We start from the raw sequence: 19,639 nt of genomic DNA on the forward strand, positions 1-19,639 counted from the left end.
TTAGCCTCTTTCAGGGCAGGTGCCCGGCACCTGCGGTAAACGTTTATCCAGTAGCTGGTGCAACGCCGATTCGGCCGGCCAGTTCCGCAGGAAGCGTGCGCGATCGCGGGCATAGGCCCGGGCGAAGCTGCGTTCGCTGCGATGCTGGCAAACGGCATCGAGGTCGATCAGGGTCCAGCGGCCGTCCTGCCAGAAAAGGTTGTAGCCCTTGAAATCGCCATGGCTGATGCGCTCGCGGATCAGCGCGGCGAACAGGCGATCAAGGGCCTGGAGTTCGGCTTCGGGTGGTGCACCAGCCCCATCCGGGTCGTCCAGATAGGGTCGAAAACGGGCGATTATATCTTGCCCGGAGAGATATTCGGTAATCAGGTAGGCACGGCTGCGCAGCCAGAGGAAACGCCGCTCGATCACGGCCAGCGGACGCGGCGTGGCAATGCCGAGGAACTCGAGGCGATTGCCTTCGCGCCAGCTGTGCCAGGCACGGCTTGGACGCCAGAAACGCGTCAGCCAGTGCACCAGCCCCTTGATGTTGTAGCGCTTGACCAGCAGCTTGCGGCCATCGAGGGTGACTTCGGCCACCGTCGCAGTCGCCCCCTCCTTCAGTGCGCGCCCCTGCTCCAGCGCGGCATCCGGCGCCTGCAGCAATCCCTCCAGGCCCGCTTCAGCTTCGCGACGAACCGCGCGCAGGCCGAACGCACCGCCAGCCACACTGAACAGGCTGCAATCGCGGGCGATCTTCTTCATGTAGTCGCCAAGGCGCCAGCGCCGCATCCGGGCGATTTCCTTTTCCAGCGCCTCCAGCGGCAGAGCGTGCTCGCCATTGACCAGCAGGTACTGCACCAGCAGCTCTTCCAGGAAGGGATCCAGTTCCGCCGGCAGCTGGGCGAAGAAGATACCCAGGTTGGCCATGACCTTGCTGCGCGGCAGCGGACTGCCGGGGGTTTCGGCACGGATACCGCCGCCATCGATCACCTGCAGCTTGCCACCGTGGCGAAGCAGGTTGTCCAGATGCAGGTCTTCCTGCACAAGCCCCGCCAGATGCAGCCGGGCGATGGCGCCAAGGGCCTCGCCCAGCACTTCCTGCTGACCGTCGGACAACGGGATATCGCGCTCGACCTTGCGCCAGGCGTCCCAGAGGCTTTCCGCCGAGTCCAGGTACTCGAACAGCAACCAGCCGCCCAGCCCCACCTGATACCCCTCGCCCAGCAACGCAGGGGAATCGATGCCCTGCCCATGCAAGGCGCGAGTGCCGGCAAGCTCACGCTGGAAGTGCCGCTCGGCCTTGCCGCCGACCAGCAGCTTGGCCAGCACCTTGCGCCCTTGCCACAGGGCAACGCCTACGTAGCGCTGCCCGGGCAGCACCCGCAGCAGGCTCTGCAGCTCAAGTCCACCTGCCACGTCCAGCTGAATGGGAAGGTGCGGGGTGCGTCCCGCGCAGGCCAGTTCCGCCAGGGTCATCGCGCGCTTTCCTTGTCGCGGCGGCGGCTGGCCAGACGCGCCAGCCAGTCATTGACCTCCGCCGAATCGCGCGGACGCTGCAGATAGCCGGCCAGTAGCTCGCGCACTTCGGCTTCGCCCCAGGCATCGGCCCGGCGCACCAGGGTTTCCAGGTCCTTGACCCGATCCCGGCGCCCCAGCAGCAGTGGCCGGGTCTTCTCCAGGTCGATCAGGCAGGCCTCGAAGCCGGATTGGGTTTCCCGCAGGAAGACATGCTTGGGATAGAAGCAGCCGTGCACCTGTCCCGCGCCATGGAGACGCCGCGCCAGGCCAGCCACCGCATCGATGATCGCCGAGCGCTGTGCGGTGATCATCCCGCCCCAGTGTTCAAGCGTGGCAGCCAGCTCGCGCCAGCCGTCCAGGGCGCGGGAAACCAGGATTGCACGATGTTCCCCGTCGACCTGCCGGGTGCCGAAGAAGGCTGCCTGCAGGGCCGGAACACCCAGTGCCTGGTAGCGGCGAATATTGCGGAACTCGCGAGCGAAGGTGGGTTCGCCGAACGGCCTCAGCACGCTGCGGCTGAGGAAGTTGCTCTGGCGCTTGAGGTAGTAGGCGGCCTCGCCCAGATCCAGGCGGAACACGCTGCTCCAGCCGCCGCGGCCGGTATTGGGTTCGTCCACCGCGTCCAGGCGCAATGCCCAGAGCGATTCGAAACTGTCCAGTCCATGACGGGCGAGGATCTCGCGATCCCCCGTCGCGATGAAGTCGCTCATTCGCGTCCCTCGAAAAACTTGAGGATCTGCCGCACCTGGCGCTTGTCGCTGCCTTGCAGACGCGTTTGATCCCGGTATTGCAGGTAGAAGCGCAGGCGCTGGCTGCGACTGAGATGATACTTGGCGACCTTGTCCAGGCAAGCCAGGTCCTTGATCACCCGGTAATGCAGGAACGGCCCCCACCAGAAGGTGCCGGTCGGGCAATCGATCAGGAACAGGTCGCCCGACTCATCCACCAGCAGGTTGCGCCACTTCAGGTCGTTGTGAGCGAAGCCGTGCTGGTGCAGGCAGCGTGTGGCCCTGGCCAGCTGCCGGCTGACATTGTCGACCCAGCGCGGATCGGCCAGGCGCGGGTCGCCCTGTTTGGCCATTTCCGCCAGGTCGACTGTGCCCTTGAGTTCCTGGGTGATCAGGGCGCCACGATGGAAGGCCCCGCCACGGCGCTCCTGCCCCCATCCCACCACAGGCGCGGTGGGGATGCCCCATCTGGCGAAATGCTTGAGGTTCTGCCATTCGGCCTTGACCCTTGGCCGGCCGAGCCAGCGGCGCAGGCCCTTGCCCGCCGCCCAGTAGCGCTTGACGTAGTAGCGCACCCCACGGTGCTCCACCCGCAGTACTTCGGACAGCGGATCGCCGGTGATCCAGTCACCTTGCAGGGCGAACACCTTGTCCAGGTCGGCGAACAGCTCGGTAACCCCGGCGTCCAGCCCCTCTGCCAGTTTCCATTGGCTCACGCCTCTCCTCCCCCTGCGTACTTGCGCTCATAGCGCGAGAGCAAGCGCGCGGCCTTCTGCTCGAGCCAGGACAGCAGGGTGCTCTCGTCCTTCAGCACCTGACGCAGCGGCTGGCGGAAGTAGGCCTTGAGGAAGCGCAGCTTGTCGCGACGGGTCAGGCCGATGTTCAGCGCCGAGAAATACAACCCGGCCAGGTCCTTGTCGCGCCAGCGCCTGGGCGTTGCGGTGCGCGTCTGCGCACGATGCAGGTCGATCAGCGACAGTTTGAAGTCATCGGCGGTGACCGGCCGCGCCGTGTGCAGCAGGAAGTGACAGATGTAGCAGTCGCGGTGATTGACCCCGGCGCGGTGCATGGTGCCGGTCATTCGCGCGACCTCGTCGATCAGCGCCCACTTCAGGCGCGCCGGCGGCGGATTGCGTGGCCAGTCGACGCAGAAGTCCTCGAGACTGATGGTGGGTGCCAGCTCTTCGGTAACGATGAAGGAGTGCTGGCTGGCCGGATTGCTGCCGCGTTCGCCGAAGGCGACGGCGGTCATGGTGGGCACGCCCGCTTCGTGCAGGCGCTGGATCGCCGCCCACTCCTGGCCGGCGCCCAGCACCGGAGCCTTGGCGGTGATCAGGTTCTTGACGATTTCGCCCCAGCCGATGCCGCGATGGATCTTGACGAAGAAACCCTCGCCGTTCACCTCGGTGCGCAGGGTGCGACGCCCTTCCAGCTCGCGATAGACCTGACCCTTGAGGGCTTCCACCTCGACAAAGGCGTCGCGGCCGGCCCAGAGGCGCTCGAACGGGGGCTTCAGGACAAGCTTCATGGGCGCTCCGCGAGGATCACATCCGCCGCGTGCTGCGGCATGCTGTAGAGGTCGGCGTTGTCGGCGAAGGCCAGGCCATTGGTGCTCCAGCGCGCGCGGGCAGCCGCGTCGGCGAGCATGTCGGCCAGCATCTGGTTGAGCGCATCCTGCTCGAAGGGGCTGGGCAGTACGCGGCCGCTGTCGGCTTCGGCGATGTAGTGGGCGTAGCCGCAGACGTCGGTGACCAGCACCGGCAGGCCGGCCACCAGCGCCTCGAGCAGCACCGTACCGGTGTTCTCGTTGTAGGCCGGGTGGATCAGCAGGTCGGCGCCCAGCAGGAAGCGCGGAATATCGCTGCGACCCTTGAGGATGTCCACCTGGTCGGAGATGCCCAGGGTCTTCATCTGCAGCAGGAACGGCTTGGGATCGTCCTGGCCGATGACGATCAGCCGGGTGCGCTTCTTCAGCTCGCGAGGCAGCGCGGCCACGGCCTTGAGGCTGCGGTCCAGGCCCTTGGTCTTGAAGCCCGAGCCGATCTGCACCAGCAGCAGGTCGTCGTCGCCAAGCTTGAACTCACGGCGGAACTCGGCGCGAATGTCGTCAGCATTGGCCGGGGCGCGGCGATCCGCGGCAATGCCTGGCGGCAGCAGATGGAAGCGCTTGGCCGGCGTCGCGTAATGCTTGACGAACAGCGGCTGCTGCACCTCGGAAATCATCAGCACTTCGGTCTTCGACTCGGGCGCGAACACCGCGCGCTCGTAGTCGGAGAAGTGCTTGTAGCGACCCCAGCGGCGATAGAGGCCGTTGCGCAGGGTCTGCGCCTTGTCTTCGAAGCAGGGGTCGGCCGCGTAGTAGACGTCCAGGCCCGGCATCTTGTTGAAGCCGATCACCCGGTCCACCGGGCGGTGCGCCAGGTCGGCCTCGACCCAGGCAGTGAATTTCTCGTTGCGCTTGTGGTTGAACAGCGCCTTGACCGGCGCGATCAGCACTTCGAAACCTTCCGGGACGTCGCCTTCCCAGATCATGGTGTAGACGCGAATGGCATGCCCACGGCGCTGGCACTCCAGGGCGATTCGCATGAAATCGCGCTGCAGGCCGCCGAAGGGGAAGTACTTGTAGAGCACGAATGCCAGTTGCATCAGTGGATATCCTCGGTCAGCAGCAGGGCTTCCAGTTGGGTCGCCACGCGCTGCGGATTCAGCCGGGTGAAGCAGAGCGGCTGTTCGCGCTCCAGGTCGAACAGGCGGAGATCCTCCGCCGTCGGCTTGTAGGCGCAGGTCTTCTTCAGGCACGGCGCACAGGGGAAGTCGCTGCCCAAATGGATCTGCGACCGCCCATAGGCCCCGGTGAAGCCCGGGTTGGTCGGGCCGTAGAGCGAGAGGGTCGGCACGTCCAGCGCAGCTGCCAGATGACCGAGACCGGTGTCCACCGCCACGCAGGCGCGCGCACCGGCAACCACCTTGGCCATTCCCGCCAAGGATAACTTGGGGAGTACCGCGGCCTTTTCCAAGCCTTCGGCGATACGTTCGGCGCGTGCCTTCTCCGTCGGATTGCCCCAGGGCAGGCGGACGTGCCAGCCATGGTCGCAGGCCCGTTCGGCGAGTTCGCGCCAGTATTTCTCCGGCCAGTGCTTGGTGTCCCAGGTGGTGCCATGGAGGAACAGCAGGTAGGGCGCGCCGCCCGGCGCATCGGCCAGTTGCGCACGGTTCAGGCCGTAGTTGCCCACCCCTTCCGGCAGCGGATAGTCCAGGGCCTGGGCGAACAGTTGGCGCACGCGCTCGACGGCGTGCTGCCCCCACGCCACGGGATAGCGGCGATCGTAGAAGCGGCTGGCCAGCGGCTCACGGGCGGAGTCGCGATCCAGGCCGACCACCGGCGCCTTGGTGTAACGCGTCAGCAGGGCACTTTTCACCAGCCCCTGGGCATCGATCACCAGGTCGTAGCGGGCTTCACGCAGGCGGCGCTTGAAGCGACGCCATTCACCGCTGCGAAGGGTCTGCCAGAGGTTCTTGCGCCAGCGGCGGATGGCCACCGGGATGACGTGGGCCACGGCCGGGTGCCAGGCGGGAATTTCGGCGAATCCTTCCTCGACCACCCAGTCGAACTGGATCCCGGGAATCGCCCGCGCCGCATCGGTCAGCGCCGGCAGGGTATGAATGACATCGCCCAGGGAAGAGGTCTTGATCAGCAGTACCCGCACTCAGCGACTCTCCACCAGTTCGAGCGGGTCCGGCACCAGGCGGTCCAGCGCTTCTACCACCGGACGCGGCTTGAGCTCGCGCAGGCAGTTGTAGTGGCCGAAGCGGCAGGTGCGTTCGAAGCAGGGGCTGCATTCCAGGCCAAGGCGGACGATCTCCACCTGCTCGGCCAGCGGCGGGGTGAACTGTGGCGAGGTCGAACCATAGACGGCGACCAGAGGGCGCCCCAGCGCAGCGGCCACGTGCATCAGCCCGGAGTCGTTGGACACCACGGCGCTGGCACAGGACATCAGGTCGATGGCTTCGGCCAGGCTGGTCTCGCCGGCCAGGTTCACCGCTTCCTCGCGCAGACCTGGAATCAGCCGCATGCGGATGTCTTCGCCGCCGGGATGGTCGTTCTTCGAACCGAACAGCCAGACCTGCCAGCCAGCGCGGATTTTCAGCTCGGCCACCTTGGCATAGTGCTCGGCGGGCCAGCGCTTGGCCTCACCGAACTCCGCCCCGGGGCAGAGCACCAGCACGGGACGGTCGAGCCCCAGGCCGAACTTGGCCAGGGCCGCTTCACGGCTGGCCGGGTCGATCCGCAGCGCCGGCCGCGAATAGGGCTTGGGCAGTTCCGCCTCAGGCTCGAAGGCCAGGGCCATGAAGCGCTCGATCATCAGCGGGTAGCGCTGCTTGTCGAGGACACGGATGTCGTTCAGCAGGCCGTAGCGCATCTCGCCTTTCCAGCCGGTGCGCCTGGGGATATCGGCAAACCAGGGCACCAGCGCCGATTTCAGCGAGTTGGGCAGGAGGATTGCCTGATCGTACTGCCCCACCAGGGACTTGCCGATCTTGCGCCGGGTCGCGATGTCCAGCACGCCATGGCCGATGGGGAAACTCAGCGCCTGGCGCACTTCAGGCATGCGTTCGAGGATGGGCCGGCTCCATTCAGGGGCCAGCACGTCGATCTCGCAGTCGGGATGGCGGGTCTTCAGGCACTGGAAGAGTGTCTGCGCCATCACCATGTCGCCGACCCAGGAGGGTCCTACGATCAGAATCTTCATAAAGGGCAGCTTCAAGCCTCAAGCGACAAGCCGCAAGCTCCAAGCAGTGGGTACCACTTGCAGCTTGCGGCTTGCCGCGTCCAGCTCAGTCGGTTTACTTGACCAGGGTACGCCACTCGGCGTGAGCGGAAGTCTTGCCGGTCACCAGGTCGAAGTAGGCCTTCTGCAGCTTCTCGGTCACCGGACCACGACGGCCGATACCGATCTTGCGGCCGTCCACTTCGCGGATCGGGGTGACTTCAGCGGCGGTACCGGTGAAGAAGGCCTCGTCGGCGATGTACACCTCGTCGCGGGTGATGCGCTTTTCCACCACCTTGATGCCCAGCTCGCCGGCCAGGGTCAGGATGGTGCTACGGGTGATGCCGTTCAGGCAGGAGGTCACTTCCGGGGTGTAGACCACGCCGTCCTTGACCAGGAAGATGTTCTCGCCCGAACCCTCGGCCACGTAGCCTTCCGGATCCAGCAGCATCGCCTCGTCGGCGCCACCGGAGATGGCTTCCTGCAGGGCCAGCATCGAGTTGATGTAGTTGCCGTTGGCCTTGGCGCGGGTCATCGAGATGTTGACGTGGTGACGGGTGTAGGAGCTGGTGCGCACCTTGATGCCGTTCACCAGGGCTTCTTCGCCCATGTAGGCGCCCCAGTGCCAGGCGGCGACGATCACATGGACCTTCAGGCCGGTGGCGCGCAGGCCCATGCCTTCGCTGCCGAAGAACACCATCGGGCGCAGGTAGGCGCTTTCCAGGCCGTTCTCACGGACCGCGGCGCGCTGGGCTTCGTTGATCTCTTCCTTGGAGAAGGGAATCTCCATGTTGAAGATGTGAGCCGAATCGAACAGGCGGTCGGTGTGGGCCTGCAGGCGGAAAATGGCGGTGCCGTCCGGGGTGTTGTAGGCGCGCACGCCTTCGAACACGCCCATGCCGTAATGCAGGGTGTGGGTCAGGACGTGGGTGGTTGCTTCGCGCCACGGCACCAGTTCGCCGTCATACCAGATCACGCCATCACGATCGGCCATCGACATATTGCCAGCTCCTCAAGAATTCGATTGGTTCAGCCAGTCGAGTCAGTTCAGGCCCAACTCGCGCCAGATCCGCATCACGCCTTGGCGCTCCGCAAGGAACTGGTCCCCGCTCACCACACCGGGCTGCTTCTGCAGGGCCTGGCGGTGAGCCGCTGAACGATAGGCTTTGTAGGCTTCCTGCAGCAGGCGCACTTCATCGCCGGACAGCAGTTTCGCCTGCTCCAGGCCATCCAGAATCCGGATGTTATCGGTGTAACGCACCAGCTCGGGGTGCTGTCGTGACCAGGCCAGGGCCGCATATTGCACCATAAATTCGATATCGACGATACCGCCCGCATCCTGCTTCAGATCGAAGGCCGCCGCGGCCTCGAAGGCATTCGCAGCGGTGCCTGCAGCGGTTTCGCGGGTGCCGAGGTTACCGCGCATCTTGGCGCGCATCTCGCTTACCTCGGCCCGCAGCGTGGGCAGGTCGCGCTCGCGGCCGAGTACAGCCAGGCGCACCTGCTCGAAAGCGGCAGCGACCCGCGGCGAACCTACCAGGACCCGCGCACGCACCAGCGCCTGGTGTTCCCAGGTCCATGCTTCGCTCTCCTGATAGCGCTGGAATGCGCCCAAGGAGCTGACCAACAACCCCGCTGCCCCGGACGGCCGCAGGCGCATGTCCACCTCATACAGGGCGCCGGACGTGGTCTGTGTGGTCAGCAAGTGAATGATGCGCTGCCCGAGGCGAGTGAAGAACTGCGCGCCATCGATGGGCTTGGCGCCATCGGTTTCGGCCTGGGGATCGCCATCGTGGACGAACACCAGGTCCAGGTCCGAACCGTGACCGAACTCCAGGCCTCCCACCTTGCCGTAGCCGACGATGACGAAATCCGGGTCGCACAGGCTGCCATCGGCGCGCTTCGGCGTTCCGTACCTGGCCACGGTCTGGCGCCAGGACAGGGCCAGGACCTGGTCGAGGATGGCCTCGGCCAGCCAGGTCAGGTAGTCGCTCACCTTCATCAGGGGCAAGGTGCCGGCGATTTCCGAGGCGGCTACGCGAAGGCTGTGGGCCAGTTTGAAATGGCGCAGGGCCTCCATCTGTTGTTCCAGGTCGTCCTCGGGGATGCGCGTCAGGCGCTCACGCAACTCGGCTGCCAGTTCCGGCGCCAGCGGCGGGCGATAGAGGCGGCCCTCATTGAGCAGCTCGTCCAGCAGCAGCGGGAAACGGGTGATCTGCTCGGCGATCCAGGGGCTGGCGGCGCAAAGCTCGATCAGGCGCTGCAGGGCTCCGGGGTTCTCGCTCAGCAGCACCAGGTAGGCGGAGCGCCGCGCCACCTTCTCCACCATGGGCAGGACCCTTTCCAGCACCAGGTCGGGGTTACCGTGCTCAACGGTGAGGCTCAGCAGCCGCGGGATGAAGGCATCCAGCCGCTCGCGGCCAAGGCGCTGCATGGCGCGCACCTGGGGGCCATTGCGCAGGTCGGTGAGGCGGCGCCAGGCGGCGGCCGGCTCGGCGAAACCGGCTTCCCCGAGCTGGCGGCAGGCGGACTCCTCGTCCAGCGCCTCTTCCCAGAGCGGCAGCCATTCACCACCGATGCAGCTTTCGCCGTCGCTTCCTTCTTCTTCATCCGGGTCGGCGATCACCTGCTGGAAGTGCCATTCGACGCGTCCACGCCAGTACATCAGGCGCTCAAGGAAGGTCGCCCAGTCCTCGAAGCCCATGATGAAGGCCACGCGAGCGCGATCCAGGTCATTGTCCGGCAGCATCTGGGTCTGGCGGTCGGCGATGGCCTGCAGGGCGTGTTCGGTGTAGCGGAGGAATTCGTAGCCTTCCTTCAGCTCCGCCACCACGGGCGGCGGCAGGTAACCCTGGCCTTCGAGGGTATCCAGCACGGTAAGCAGAGGGCGCTGCTGCAGGCTGAGGTCACGTCCACCGTGAATCAACTGGAAGGCCTGGGCAATGAACTCCACCTCGCGAATGCCACCGGAGCCGAGCTTGACGTTCTCGGTCATGCCCTTGCGTCGTACTTCCTGCTGGATCAGTTGCTTCATCGAGCGCAGCGCCTCGATGGCGGAGAAGTCCAGGTAGCGGCGATAGACGAAGGGACGCAGCATCTGCAGAAGCTGGGCGCCGGCGGCCTGGTCGCCACCCACTACCCGCGCCTTGATCATGGCGTAGCGCTCCCAGTCGCGGCCCTGGTCCTGGTAGTACTGCTCCAGAGCGTTGAAGCTGAATACCAGCGGCCCCGAAGAGCCGTAAGGACGCAGGCGCATGTCCACGCGGAAGACGAACCCGTCCACGGTGATGACGTCCAGTGCCTTGATCAGCCGCTGGCCAAGGCGGGTGAAGAACTCTTGATTATCCAGGGCGCGCTTGGCGCCTTCGGTCTCGCCGCCTTCGGGGTAGCCGAAGATCAGGTCGATGTCCGAGGACAGGTTCAATTCATGGGCACCCAGCTTGCCCATGCCCAGCACGACCAAATGCTGGGGCTGGCCGGAGCGATGGCCGACCGGGGTACCGAACTGGGCGCAATGGCGGCCATAGAGCCAGTGGTAGGCGAGGTCGATGCAGGCATCAGCCAGATCGGAGAGGTCGCGGCAGGTTTCAGCAAGATCGGCCTGCCGGGTCAGGTCGCGCCAGATGATGCGCAGCTGCTGGCGATTGCGATAACGGCGCAGGCGACGGCCAAGGTCATCCTCTTCCGTGCAGTCGACCAGCAATTGCGCGACCTGGGCGCGCAACTCGCCGGGCGCCAGCGGCCGCTCCAGTTCGCCGGAAGCGGCCAGCGCCAGCAGCATCGACGGATCACGCTGGGCCTGCTCTGCTACGAAATCACTGGCGGCGGTGACACGACCGAACGACTGCTGCCGTTCGTCGGACCAACCGGCGGAATCCTGGACCTGATCGGAGAGGGCAGTGCGGAAGGCAGACAGCGCCCGATCGGCGCTGGGCTGAAGGTTGGCCGGCAAGGCGGCCAGCGACGGCAGGCTCATGGTCTATCCTTTCTGGGCTGCGGGCCGAGGCTGGACCCGTAGCTGGCGCAGCGGTGGCGGAACAGCTCTAACTCGGGGCTTTCAGCCGACTGCGCCGCGCAGTCTGTAGTTTTACTACGAAAGATTGTATCCAGAGTGCTGAAACCTTCGTCGATTTGTAGTAAAACTACACGAGCCCGGTTCTACCCCCGGTAACAAGAATTTCGCCGCGACCGCCCCACAAGGCCGGCCGTGACCACTGGCATCCGATTCTGGAAGCCTTTCCGCCCTGGAGCAAGCCATGCAAGACCTCGATCCCGTCGAAACCCAGGAATGGCTGGATTCCCTGGAGTCCGTACTCGACAAAGAAGGCGAAGACCGCGCGCATTACCTGCTGACCCGCATGGGTGAGCTGGCCACCCGCAGCGGCACCCAACTGCCCTACGCCATCACCACCCCGTACCGCAACTCGATTCCGGTAACCCACGAAGCCCGCATGCCCGGCGACCTGTTCATGGAACGCCGCATCCGCTCCATGGTTCGCTGGAACGCCCTGGCCATGGTGATGCGCACCAACCTGAACGACCCGGATCTGGGCGGTCACATTTCCAGCTTCGCTTCCTCGGCAACTCTCTACGACATCGGCTTCAACTACTTCTTCCAGGCTCCCACCGAAGAACACGGCGGCGACCTGATCTTCTACCAGGGTCATGCTTCCCCCGGCATCTACGCCCGCGCCTTCATGGAAGGCCGCATTACCGAAGAGCAGATGGTCAACTTCCGCCAGGAAGTGGACGGCAAGGGCCTGTCCTCCTATCCGCACCCCTGGCTGATGCCGGACTTCTGGCAGTTCCCCACCGTCTCCATGGGCCTCGGCCCGATCCAGGCCATCTACCAGGCGCGCTTCATGAAGTACCTGGAAAGCCGCGGCTTCATCCCCGCCGGCAAGCAGAAGGTCTGGTGCTTCATGGGTGACGGCGAGTGCGACGAGCCGGAATCCCTCGGGGCCATTTCCCTGGCCGGCCGCGAAAAGCTGGACAACCTGATCTTCGTCATCAACTGCAACCTGCAGCGCCTCGACGGCCCGGTCCGCGGCAACGGCAAGATCATCCAGGAACTGGAAGGCGTCTTCCGCGGCGCCCAGTGGAACGTCAACAAGGTGGTCTGGGGCCGCTTCTGGGACCCGCTGTTCGCCAAGGACACCGATGGCGCCCTGCAACGCCGCATGGACGAAGTGGTCGACGGCGAGTACCAGAACTACAAGGCCAAGGACGGCGCGTACGTCCGTGAGAACTTCTTCAACACCCCGGAACTCAAGGAAATGGTCAAGGACCTTTCCGACGACGAGATCTGGAAGCTCAACCGTGGCGGCCACGACCCCTACAAGGTCTATGCGGCCTACCACCAGGCGGTCAATCACAAGGGCCAGCCCACCGTCATCCTGGCCAAGACCATCAAGGGTTACGGCACCGGTGCGGGCGAAGCGAAGAACACCGCCCACAACACCAAGAAGGTCGACGTCGAGAGCCTGAAGCAGTTCCGCGACCGCTTCGATATCCCGGTCAACGACGCAGACCTGGAAAAGCTGCCGTTCTTCCGCCCGCAGGAAGGCAGCGCCGAGTACAAGTACCTGCACGAGCGCCGCGCCGCCCTGGGTGGCTACGTGCCGCAGCGCCGCGTCAACAGCTTCAGCATCCCGACCCCGCCGCTGGAAACCCTCAAGGCCATCCTCGACGGCTCGGGCGACCGTGAAATCTCCACCACCATGGCCTTCGTGCGCATCCTGGCGCAGCTGGTCAAGGACAAGGAACTCGGCCAGCGCATCGTCCCGATCATCCCGGACGAAGCCCGTACCTTCGGTATGGAAGGCATGTTCCGCCAGCTCGGCATCTACTCGTCCGTGGGCCAGCTCTATGAGCCGGTCGACAAGGACCAGGTGATGTTCTACCGCGAGGACAAGAAGGGCCAGATCCTCGAGGAAGGCATCAACGAGGCGGGCGCCATGTCGTCCTTCATCGCTGCTGGTACCGCCTACAGCAACCACAACCAGCCGATGCTGCCGTTCTACATCTTCTATTCGATGTTCGGCTTCCAGCGTATCGGCGACCTGGCCTGGGCGGCTGGCGACAGCCGCGCCCGTGGTTTCCTGATCGGCGGCACCGCCGGCCGCACCACCCTCAATGGCGAAGGCCTGCAGCACGAGGACGGTCACAGCCACATCATGGCGGCCACCATCCCGAACTGCCGCACCTACGACCCCACCTTCGGCTACGAGCTGGCGGTGATCGTGCGTGAAGGCATCCGCCAGATGACCGAAGAACAGCAGAACATCTTCTACTACATCACCGTGATGAACGAGGCCTACACCCAGCCCGCCCTGCCGGCAGGCACCGAGGAAGGCATCATCAAGGGCATGTACCTCCTGGAGGAGGACAAGAAGGAAGCCGCGCACCACGTGCAGCTGCTGGGTTCGGGCACCATCCTGCGCGAAGTCATCGAAGCGGCGAAGATCCTCCGCGACGAGTTCAACGTCGGCGCCGACGTCTGGAGCGTCACCAGCTTCAACGAGCTGCGCCGCGATGGCCTGGCGATCGAGCGCCACAACCGCCTGCACCCGGAGCAGAAGCCGAAGCAGAGCTACGTCGAACAGTGCCTGACCGGCCGCAAGGGCCCGGTCGTGGCCTCCACCGACTACATGAAGCTGTTTGCCGACCAGATTCGCCAATGGGTCCCGAGCAAGGAATACAAGGTCCTTGGCACCGACGGCTTCGGCCGCAGCGACAGCCGCAAGAAGCTGCGCCACTTCTTCGAAGTGGACCGTAACTGGGTAGTCCTGGCAGCCCTGGAAGCCCTGGCGGACCGCGGCGAGATCGAACCCAAGGTCGTGGCGGAAGCCATCGCCAAGTTCGGCATCGATCCCGAAAAACGCAACCCGCTGGACTGCTGAGGAGACGCATTGTGAGTGAACTGATTCGCGTACCCGACATCGGCAGCGGCGAAGGTGAAGTGATCGAGCTGTTCGTCAAGGTTGGCGACCGCATCGAAGCCGATCAGAGCCTGCTGACCCTGGAATCCGACAAGGCCAGCATGGAAATCCCGGCCCCCAAGGCCGGCGTGATCAAGAGCCTGAAGGTCAAGCTGGGCGACCGCCTCAAGGAAGGCGACGAACTGCTGGAGCTGGAAGTCGAGGGTGCCGCCGCCGCGGCGCCCGCGCAGGCTGCCGCACCCGCGCCCAAGGCTGAAGAGAAGCCCGCCGCTGCACCGGCTCAGGCCCCCGCCCCGGCGGCCACCGGTTCCAGCGTGCAGGAAGTCTTCGTGCCGGACATCGGCTCGGACGGCACCGCCAAGGTCATCGAGATTCTGGTCAAGGCCGGCGACACCGTCGCAGCCGAGCAGTCCCTGATCACCCTGGAATCCGACAAGGCCAGCATGGAGATCCCCTCCCCTGCCGCAGGCGTGGTGGAGAGCGTCGAGGTCAAGCTGGACGCCGACGTCGGTACTGGCGCCCTGATCCTCAAACTGCGCGTTGCCGGCGCCGCTGCGGCAGCCCCGGCTCCGGCCCAGGCTGCTGCGCCCGCCGCCGCACCGGCCGCTGCCGCTGCTCCGGCTGCTGCCCCCGCACCGGCGGCCGCAGCCTCGGTGCAGGACGTCAAGGTTCCGGACATCGGCTCGGCCGGCAAGGCCAAGGTCATCGAGATCCTGGTCAAGGCTGGCGATAGCGTCGAAGCCGAGCAGTCGCTGATCACCCTGGAATCGGACAAGGCCAGCATGGAAATCCCCTCGCCGGCTGCCGGCGTGGTGGAAAGCGTCGAGGTGAAGCTGGACGCCGAAGTCGGCACCGGTGACCTGATCCTCAAGCTCAAGGTTGCGGGCGCCGCCCCGGCAGCAGCTTCGGCTCCGGCCGCCGCTGCGCAGTCGGTACACCGTATACCCGAGGGTGCCCATCCGGTCGCTGCTGCCGAGGTCTCGGCCATCGCCTCGCTGGCCGCCGCCGCCGCGAACACCACCGGCGTGCCGGCCCGCTCCAGCGGCGCCAAGGTCCACGCAGGTCCGGCGGTTCGCCAGTTGGCCCGCGAGTTCGGCGTCGAGCTGTCTGATGTTCCGGCCACCGGCCCGCACGGCCGCGTGCTGAAGGAAGACGTGCAGGCGCACGTCAAGGCCATGATGCAGAAGGCCAAGGAAGCCCCGGCAGCAGCTGCCGCCGGCGCCACCGGTGGCGCTGGCATCCCGCCGATCCCGGCCGTGGACTTCAGCAAGTTCGGTGAAATCGAAGAAGTGGCGATGACCCGCCTGATGCAGGTCGGCGCCGCCAACCTGCATCGCAGCTGGCTCAACGTCCCGCACGTGACCCAGTTCGATTCGGCCGACATCACCGAACTGGAAGCCTTCCGCGTAGCCCAGAAGGCCGTGGCGGAGAAGGCCGGCGTCAAGCTGACCGTCCTGCCGCTGCTGCTGAAAGCCTGCGCCTACCTGCTCAGGGAACTGCCGGACTTCAACAGCTCCCTGGCCCCCAGCGGCAAGGCGCTGATCCGCAAGAAGTACGTGCACATCGGCTTCGCCGTGGACACTCCGGACGGCCTGCTGGTGCCGGTAATCAAGAACGTCGACCAGAAGAGCCTGCTGCAACTGGCTGCCGAAGCCGCCGCCCTGGCTGAAAAAGCCCGGACCAAGAAGCTCTCGGCGGACGACATGCAAGGCGCCTGCTTCACCATCTCCAGCCTCGGCCACATTGGCGGCACCGGCTTCACGCCGATCGTCAACGCGCCCGAAGTGGCAATCCTGGGAGTATCCAAGGCCGCCATGCAGCCGGTATGGGACGGCAAGGCTTTCCAGCCGCGCCTGATGCTGCCGCTGTCGCTGTCCTACGATCACCGCGTGATCAACGGCGCCGCCGCCGCGCGCTTCACCAAGCGCCTCGGCGACGTACTGGCGGACATCCGCACCATGCTGCTGTAACTCGTTGCTATTCGCGAGCACGCCACGCTCGTACCTCAACCCCGCCCCCCTGAGGCGGGGTTTTTTTTGACCGTTCGACAGCCCCTCCACAAGGCGACTGTGCACTTACGCACAGTTCCTGCTGCCCCTCATCCGCTCGCCAATTGCACCGCGCGGCGCGCTTGCCAGTGCCATCATCATGATGCACCCTTGCCCGATGCTTTGATGATGTAGGCCGGACCCTCTCCCGGTCAGAGAAGTGGAAGCCCAGCGCCCGATGAAGAGCCATCCCGATGCCGCCAGCCGTACGGTGGCCGAGATAGTGACGCAGTTGCCCGTCCCGTCGAGGCTGGGCCTGATGCGTTTCGAGCGGCTCAATGAAGCCAGCTGGGCGATGCTTTTCCTCGATCCGACCTGCGAACGCACCCTGGGCCTTCCTGCGAGCGAACTCTGCGCCCTGATCGACGCGCCCTACGCCAGCCTGATGGAACCGGAGAGCCGCTACCGGCTGCACGACGAGGTGCAGCTGCAACTGGCGCGGCATCCGCACTACTCCATCCAGTACACCTTGCACGCCCCAGACGGCCCGCTGTGCCTGCAGGAAATCGGAGAGACCTTCCAGCAGCATGGACGCCAGCTCTTGCGCGGCTACCTGCTGGTGGTGAACGATCCCGCCGAATACAAGGAACGGCAGAAGAACCTCGACCTGGAGGCGCAGAACAGCCAGCTGCGTACTTCACTGGAACTCTTCCAGCGCTCCAAGGACGACCACCTGCAGCACCTGATCCGCTCCCGTGCCCAGCAGAGCCTGATCGTGCGTCTGGCACGCCATCGCTACACCTCCAGCAATCCGGCCGAGGAAGCCGCGCGGCTCATCACCCAGGCGGCCTGCGAGGCCTATGACGTGGCGCGCGCCAGCATCTGGATGCTCGACGGCAGCCAACTGGCGGCAGTCAGCCTGTTCCGCCGCAACGAGGACCACCACGAACACCCGGGCACCATGGATATGAGCCCGTTCCCGCGCTACCTGGAAGCCCTGCACAGCGGCCGCGCAATCGACGCCCACAATGCCCAGAACGACCCCCGCACCAGCGAGCTCGCCCAGGGATACCTCAAGCCCGAGGGCATCACCGCCCTGCTCGACGCCAGCATCCGCATCGGCGGCGAGGTGGTCGGCGTGCTCTGCCTGGAACACACCGGCACATCCCGACTCTGGCAGGCCGATGAGATCGCCTTCGCCGGCGAGCTGGCCGACCAGTTCGCCCAGGTCCTGGTGAACCAGCAGCGACGCCACGCCACCAATGCCCTGCATCTGTTCCAGCGGGCCGTTGAGCAGAGCGCCAGCGCCTTCCTGCTGGTGGATCGCGACGGACTGGTGGAGTACGTCAACCCGAGCTTCACCGCCATCACCCAGTACAGCGCCGATGAAGTGCACGGCCGGCGCCTGGCGGACCTGCCGGCACTGGAGAACCTCAGCGAGCTGCTGTTCGATACCAGCTCGGGGCTGGCGGCCTGCAACAGCTGGCAGGGCGAGTTCCGCAGCCGGCGCAAGAACCTCGAGCCTTACTGGGGCCAGCTGTCGATTTCCAAGGTATTCGGCGAGCACGGCGAGCTCACCCACTACATCGGCATCTACGAAGACGTCACCCAGAGCAAGCTGGCGCAGCAGCGCATCGAGAAGCTGGCCTACACCGACAACCTCACTGGCCTCGGCAACCGCCCCTATTTCATCCGCACCGTCGAAGAGCGCTTCCACAGCGACCGCGACACCCCGCTCTGCCTGCTGCTGGTGGATATCGACAACTTCAAGCGGATCAACGACAGCCTTGGCCACCAGACCGGCGACAAACTGCTGGTCAGCCTGGCGCGGCGCCTGCGCAACAGCCTCTCCCCCAATGGCGTCCTGGCGCGTTTTGCCAGCAACGAATTCGCCGTGCTGCTCGACGGCGCCGACCTGGAAAGCGGCCAGAAGATCGCCGCCCAGGTCCTGCAGACCCTGGACAAGCCGCTGTTCGTCGACAACCAGCTGATCAGCGTCACCGGCTCCCTGGGCCTCGCCTGCGCCCCCCTGCACGGGCGCGACCCGCAGACCCTGTTGAAGCACGCGGGCCTGGCGCTGCACAAGGCCAAGGCCAACGGCAAGCACCAGCTCCAGTTGTTCACCGAAGCACTGAACGCCGAAGCCAGCTACAAGCTGTTCGTCGAGAACAACCTGCGCCGCGCCTTGGCCCAGAACGAGCTGGAAGTCTTCTATCAGCCCAAGCTGTGCCTGAAGAGCGGCCAGTTGCTCGGCATGGAAGCCCTGCTGCGCTGGCACCACCCGGAGAAGGGCATGATCAGCCCGGACCAGTTCATCAGCGTGGCGGAAGAAACCGGCATGATCATCCCCATCGGCAAATGGGTGATCCGCGAAGCCTGCCGGATGAGCAAGCGCCTCACCGCCGCCGGCCTCGGGGACCTGCAAGTGGCGATCAACCTGTCGCCCAAGCAGTTCAGCGACCCTGACCTCGTAGGCTCCATCGCCGCCATCCTCAACGAGGAACAGCTGCCGCCCAGGCGACTGGAGCTGGAACTCACCGAGGGCCTGCTGCTGGAAGCCACCGACGAGACCCGTCACCAGCTCAATAACCTGAAGAGCCTGGGCCTGACCCTGGCGATGGACGATTTCGGTACCGGCTACTCCTCGCTGAGCTACCTGAAGAAATTCCCCATCGACGTGATCAAGATCGATCGCAGCTTCATCAAGGACATTCCCGAGAACCAGGACGACAAGGAGATCACCTCGGCCGTGATCGCCATGGCCCACAAGCTCAAGCTCAAGGTCGTCGCCGAAGGCATCGAAACCGCGGCGCAGCTCGGCTTCCTGCGCCGCCAGCACTGCGATGTCGGCCAGGGCTACCTCTTCGACAAGCCGATTTCCGGCAAGCACCTGTTCGAGAACCTCGGCCGCTACCCCTGCCGCAAGGGCACCTGAACAGCCGTTGAAAAACCACCGCGCAATCGGGGTAACATCGGGATTCATTGCATTCCCGAGGAGATGGCTGATGGTCCTGCGTTCGCAAATACTCGCCCACAAACTCGAGCTGCCCAGCGCCTCCCAGGCCCTGCCCGGCCGAGAAACGCCGATGCCAGTGCCCGACAGCCATTATGTCAACGGCCGCCCACTGCAAGGCCCCTTCCCCGCCGGCCTGCAAGTGGCTCAGTTCGGCCTGGGCTGTTTCTGGGGTGCCGAGCGGCGCTTCTGGCAACAACCGGGGGTCTGGACCACCGCCGTGGGGTACGCCGGCGGTTTCACCCCGAACCCCACCTATGACGAAGTCTGCTCCGGCCTGACCGGGCACACCGAAGTGGTGCTGGTGGTGTTCGACCCGCGGGAAACCAGCTTCGAGCAGTTGCTGAAGGTGTTCTGGGAAGCCCACAACCCGACCCAGGGCATGCGCCAGGGCAATGACGTCGGCACCCAGTACCGCTCGGCGATCTACTGTTACGACGAGGCCCAGCTGGCCGCCGCCCGGGCCAGCCAGGCGATGTTCCAGGCCGAGCTGGAAAAGTCCGGCTTCGGCGCCATCACCACGGAAATCGGCGAAGCGCCTGCCTTCTATTACGCCGAGGCCTATCACCAGCAGTACCTGGCGAAGAACCCCGGCGGCTATTGCGGCCTGGGTGGCACCGGAGTGTGTCTGCCCGCCTGAAGAAGGGCAGGCAGGGCGGTTGCCGAAGGATTAGACTCCACTGGCCAGTAGCCACCAGTC

The 19,639-nt window shown here is 65.4% G+C and carries 13 protein-coding genes; 4 read left to right on the forward strand and 9 right to left on the reverse strand.

Annotated elements, in window-relative coordinates:
- The 9 genes from FXN65_RS25630 to glnE form a co-directional block, all read right to left on the reverse strand.
- Entirely contained in the window at positions 1-1,458 is a 1,458-nt protein-coding gene (locus FXN65_RS25630) for a lipopolysaccharide kinase InaA family protein (RefSeq protein ID WP_151137702.1), read from the reverse strand.
- Positions 1,455-2,210 (reverse strand): lipopolysaccharide kinase InaA family protein, encoded by a 756-nt coding sequence (locus FXN65_RS25635; RefSeq protein WP_151137705.1) that lies wholly within the window; start codon positions 2,208-2,210, stop codon positions 1,455-1,457. The genes FXN65_RS25630 and FXN65_RS25635 overlap by 4 nt, the downstream gene beginning before the upstream one ends.
- The gene (locus FXN65_RS25640; protein ID WP_151137707.1) at positions 2,207-2,944 is read right to left on the reverse strand and encodes a lipopolysaccharide kinase InaA family protein; all 738 of its coding nucleotides are present in this window, start codon (positions 2,942-2,944) and stop codon (positions 2,207-2,209) included. The genes FXN65_RS25635 and FXN65_RS25640 overlap by 4 nt, the downstream gene beginning before the upstream one ends.
- Entirely contained in the window at positions 2,941-3,756 is an 816-nt protein-coding gene (rfaP, locus tag FXN65_RS25645) for a lipopolysaccharide core heptose(I) kinase RfaP (RefSeq protein ID WP_151137710.1), read from the reverse strand. Before rfaP ends, FXN65_RS25640 begins: the two co-directional genes overlap by 4 nt.
- The gene (locus FXN65_RS25650) at positions 3,753-4,874 is read right to left on the reverse strand and encodes a glycosyltransferase family 4 protein (RefSeq protein ID WP_151137712.1); all 1,122 of its coding nucleotides are present in this window, start codon (positions 4,872-4,874) and stop codon (positions 3,753-3,755) included. The genes rfaP and FXN65_RS25650 overlap by 4 nt, the downstream gene beginning before the upstream one ends.
- The gene (gene waaC, locus FXN65_RS25655) at positions 4,874-5,935 is read right to left on the reverse strand and encodes a lipopolysaccharide heptosyltransferase I (protein ID WP_151137715.1); all 1,062 of its coding nucleotides are present in this window, start codon (positions 5,933-5,935) and stop codon (positions 4,874-4,876) included. The genes FXN65_RS25650 and waaC overlap by 1 nt, the downstream gene beginning before the upstream one ends.
- Positions 5,936-6,979, reverse strand: coding sequence for a lipopolysaccharide heptosyltransferase II (gene waaF / locus FXN65_RS25660; RefSeq protein ID WP_151137717.1), 1,044 nt, complete (start codon positions 6,977-6,979; stop codon positions 5,936-5,938).
- A gap of 94 nt (positions 6,980-7,073) precedes the next feature.
- The gene (locus FXN65_RS25665) at positions 7,074-7,997 is read right to left on the reverse strand and encodes a branched-chain amino acid transaminase (RefSeq protein WP_151137720.1); all 924 of its coding nucleotides are present in this window, start codon (positions 7,995-7,997) and stop codon (positions 7,074-7,076) included.
- A 42-nt stretch (positions 7,998-8,039) separates the two neighbouring features.
- Positions 8,040-10,973, reverse strand: coding sequence for a bifunctional [glutamate--ammonia ligase]-adenylyl-L-tyrosine phosphorylase/[glutamate--ammonia-ligase] adenylyltransferase (gene glnE / locus FXN65_RS25670; RefSeq protein ID WP_151137722.1), 2,934 nt, complete (start codon positions 10,971-10,973; stop codon positions 8,040-8,042).
- A 280-nt stretch (positions 10,974-11,253) separates the two neighbouring features.
- Between glnE and aceE the strand changes: the two genes are divergently transcribed.
- The 4 genes from aceE to msrA all read left to right on the forward strand — a co-directional run bounded on the left by aceE (position 11,254) and on the right by msrA (position 19,579).
- The gene (aceE, locus tag FXN65_RS25675) at positions 11,254-13,899 is read left to right on the forward strand and encodes a pyruvate dehydrogenase (acetyl-transferring), homodimeric type (protein ID WP_151137725.1); all 2,646 of its coding nucleotides are present in this window, start codon (positions 11,254-11,256) and stop codon (positions 13,897-13,899) included.
- 11 nt (positions 13,900-13,910) lie between these two features.
- Positions 13,911-15,908, forward strand: coding sequence for a dihydrolipoyllysine-residue acetyltransferase (gene aceF, locus FXN65_RS25680; RefSeq protein ID WP_151137727.1), 1,998 nt, complete (start codon positions 13,911-13,913; stop codon positions 15,906-15,908).
- A gap of 256 nt (positions 15,909-16,164) precedes the next feature.
- Entirely contained in the window at positions 16,165-18,861 is a 2,697-nt protein-coding gene (locus FXN65_RS25685; protein ID WP_151137730.1) for a sensor domain-containing protein, read from the forward strand.
- Between the two features lie 70 nt (positions 18,862-18,931).
- Positions 18,932-19,579: a peptide-methionine (S)-S-oxide reductase MsrA gene (msrA, locus tag FXN65_RS25690; RefSeq protein ID WP_151137732.1), complete on the forward strand. Its 648-nt coding sequence runs from the start codon at positions 18,932-18,934 to the stop codon at positions 19,577-19,579.
- Positions 19,580-19,639 lie beyond the last annotated feature (60 nt).

This window comes from Pseudomonas lalkuanensis (assembly GCF_008807375.1).
GTDB lineage: Bacteria > Pseudomonadota > Gammaproteobacteria > Pseudomonadales > Pseudomonadaceae > Metapseudomonas > Metapseudomonas lalkuanensis.

What these genes read in the sequence shown, in the direction of transcription:
- glnE (WP_151137722.1), bottom strand. Translation starts at nt 10,973, where the DNA reads ATGAGCCTGCCGTCGCTGGCCGCCTTGCCGGCCAACCTTCAGCCCAGC.
- rfaP (WP_151137710.1), bottom strand. Translation starts at nt 3,756, where the DNA reads ATGAAGCTTGTCCTGAAGCCCCCGTTCGAGCGCCTCTGGGCCGGCCGC.
- FXN65_RS25635 (WP_151137705.1), bottom strand. Translation starts at nt 2,210, where the DNA reads ATGAGCGACTTCATCGCGACGGGGGATCGCGAGATCCTCGCCCGTCAT.
- FXN65_RS25650 (WP_151137712.1), bottom strand. Translation starts at nt 4,874, where the DNA reads ATGCAACTGGCATTCGTGCTCTACAAGTACTTCCCCTTCGGCGGCCTG.
- FXN65_RS25685 (WP_151137730.1), top strand. Translation starts at nt 16,165, where the DNA reads ATGAAGAGCCATCCCGATGCCGCCAGCCGTACGGTGGCCGAGATAGTG.
- msrA (WP_151137732.1), top strand. Translation starts at nt 18,932, where the DNA reads ATGGTCCTGCGTTCGCAAATACTCGCCCACAAACTCGAGCTGCCCAGC.
- FXN65_RS25665 (WP_151137720.1), bottom strand. Translation starts at nt 7,997, where the DNA reads ATGTCGATGGCCGATCGTGATGGCGTGATCTGGTATGACGGCGAACTG.
- waaF (WP_151137717.1), bottom strand. Translation starts at nt 6,979, where the DNA reads ATGAAGATTCTGATCGTAGGACCCTCCTGGGTCGGCGACATGGTGATG.
- FXN65_RS25630 (WP_151137702.1), bottom strand. Translation starts at nt 1,458, where the DNA reads ATGACCCTGGCGGAACTGGCCTGCGCGGGACGCACCCCGCACCTTCCC.
- aceE (WP_151137725.1), top strand. Translation starts at nt 11,254, where the DNA reads ATGCAAGACCTCGATCCCGTCGAAACCCAGGAATGGCTGGATTCCCTG.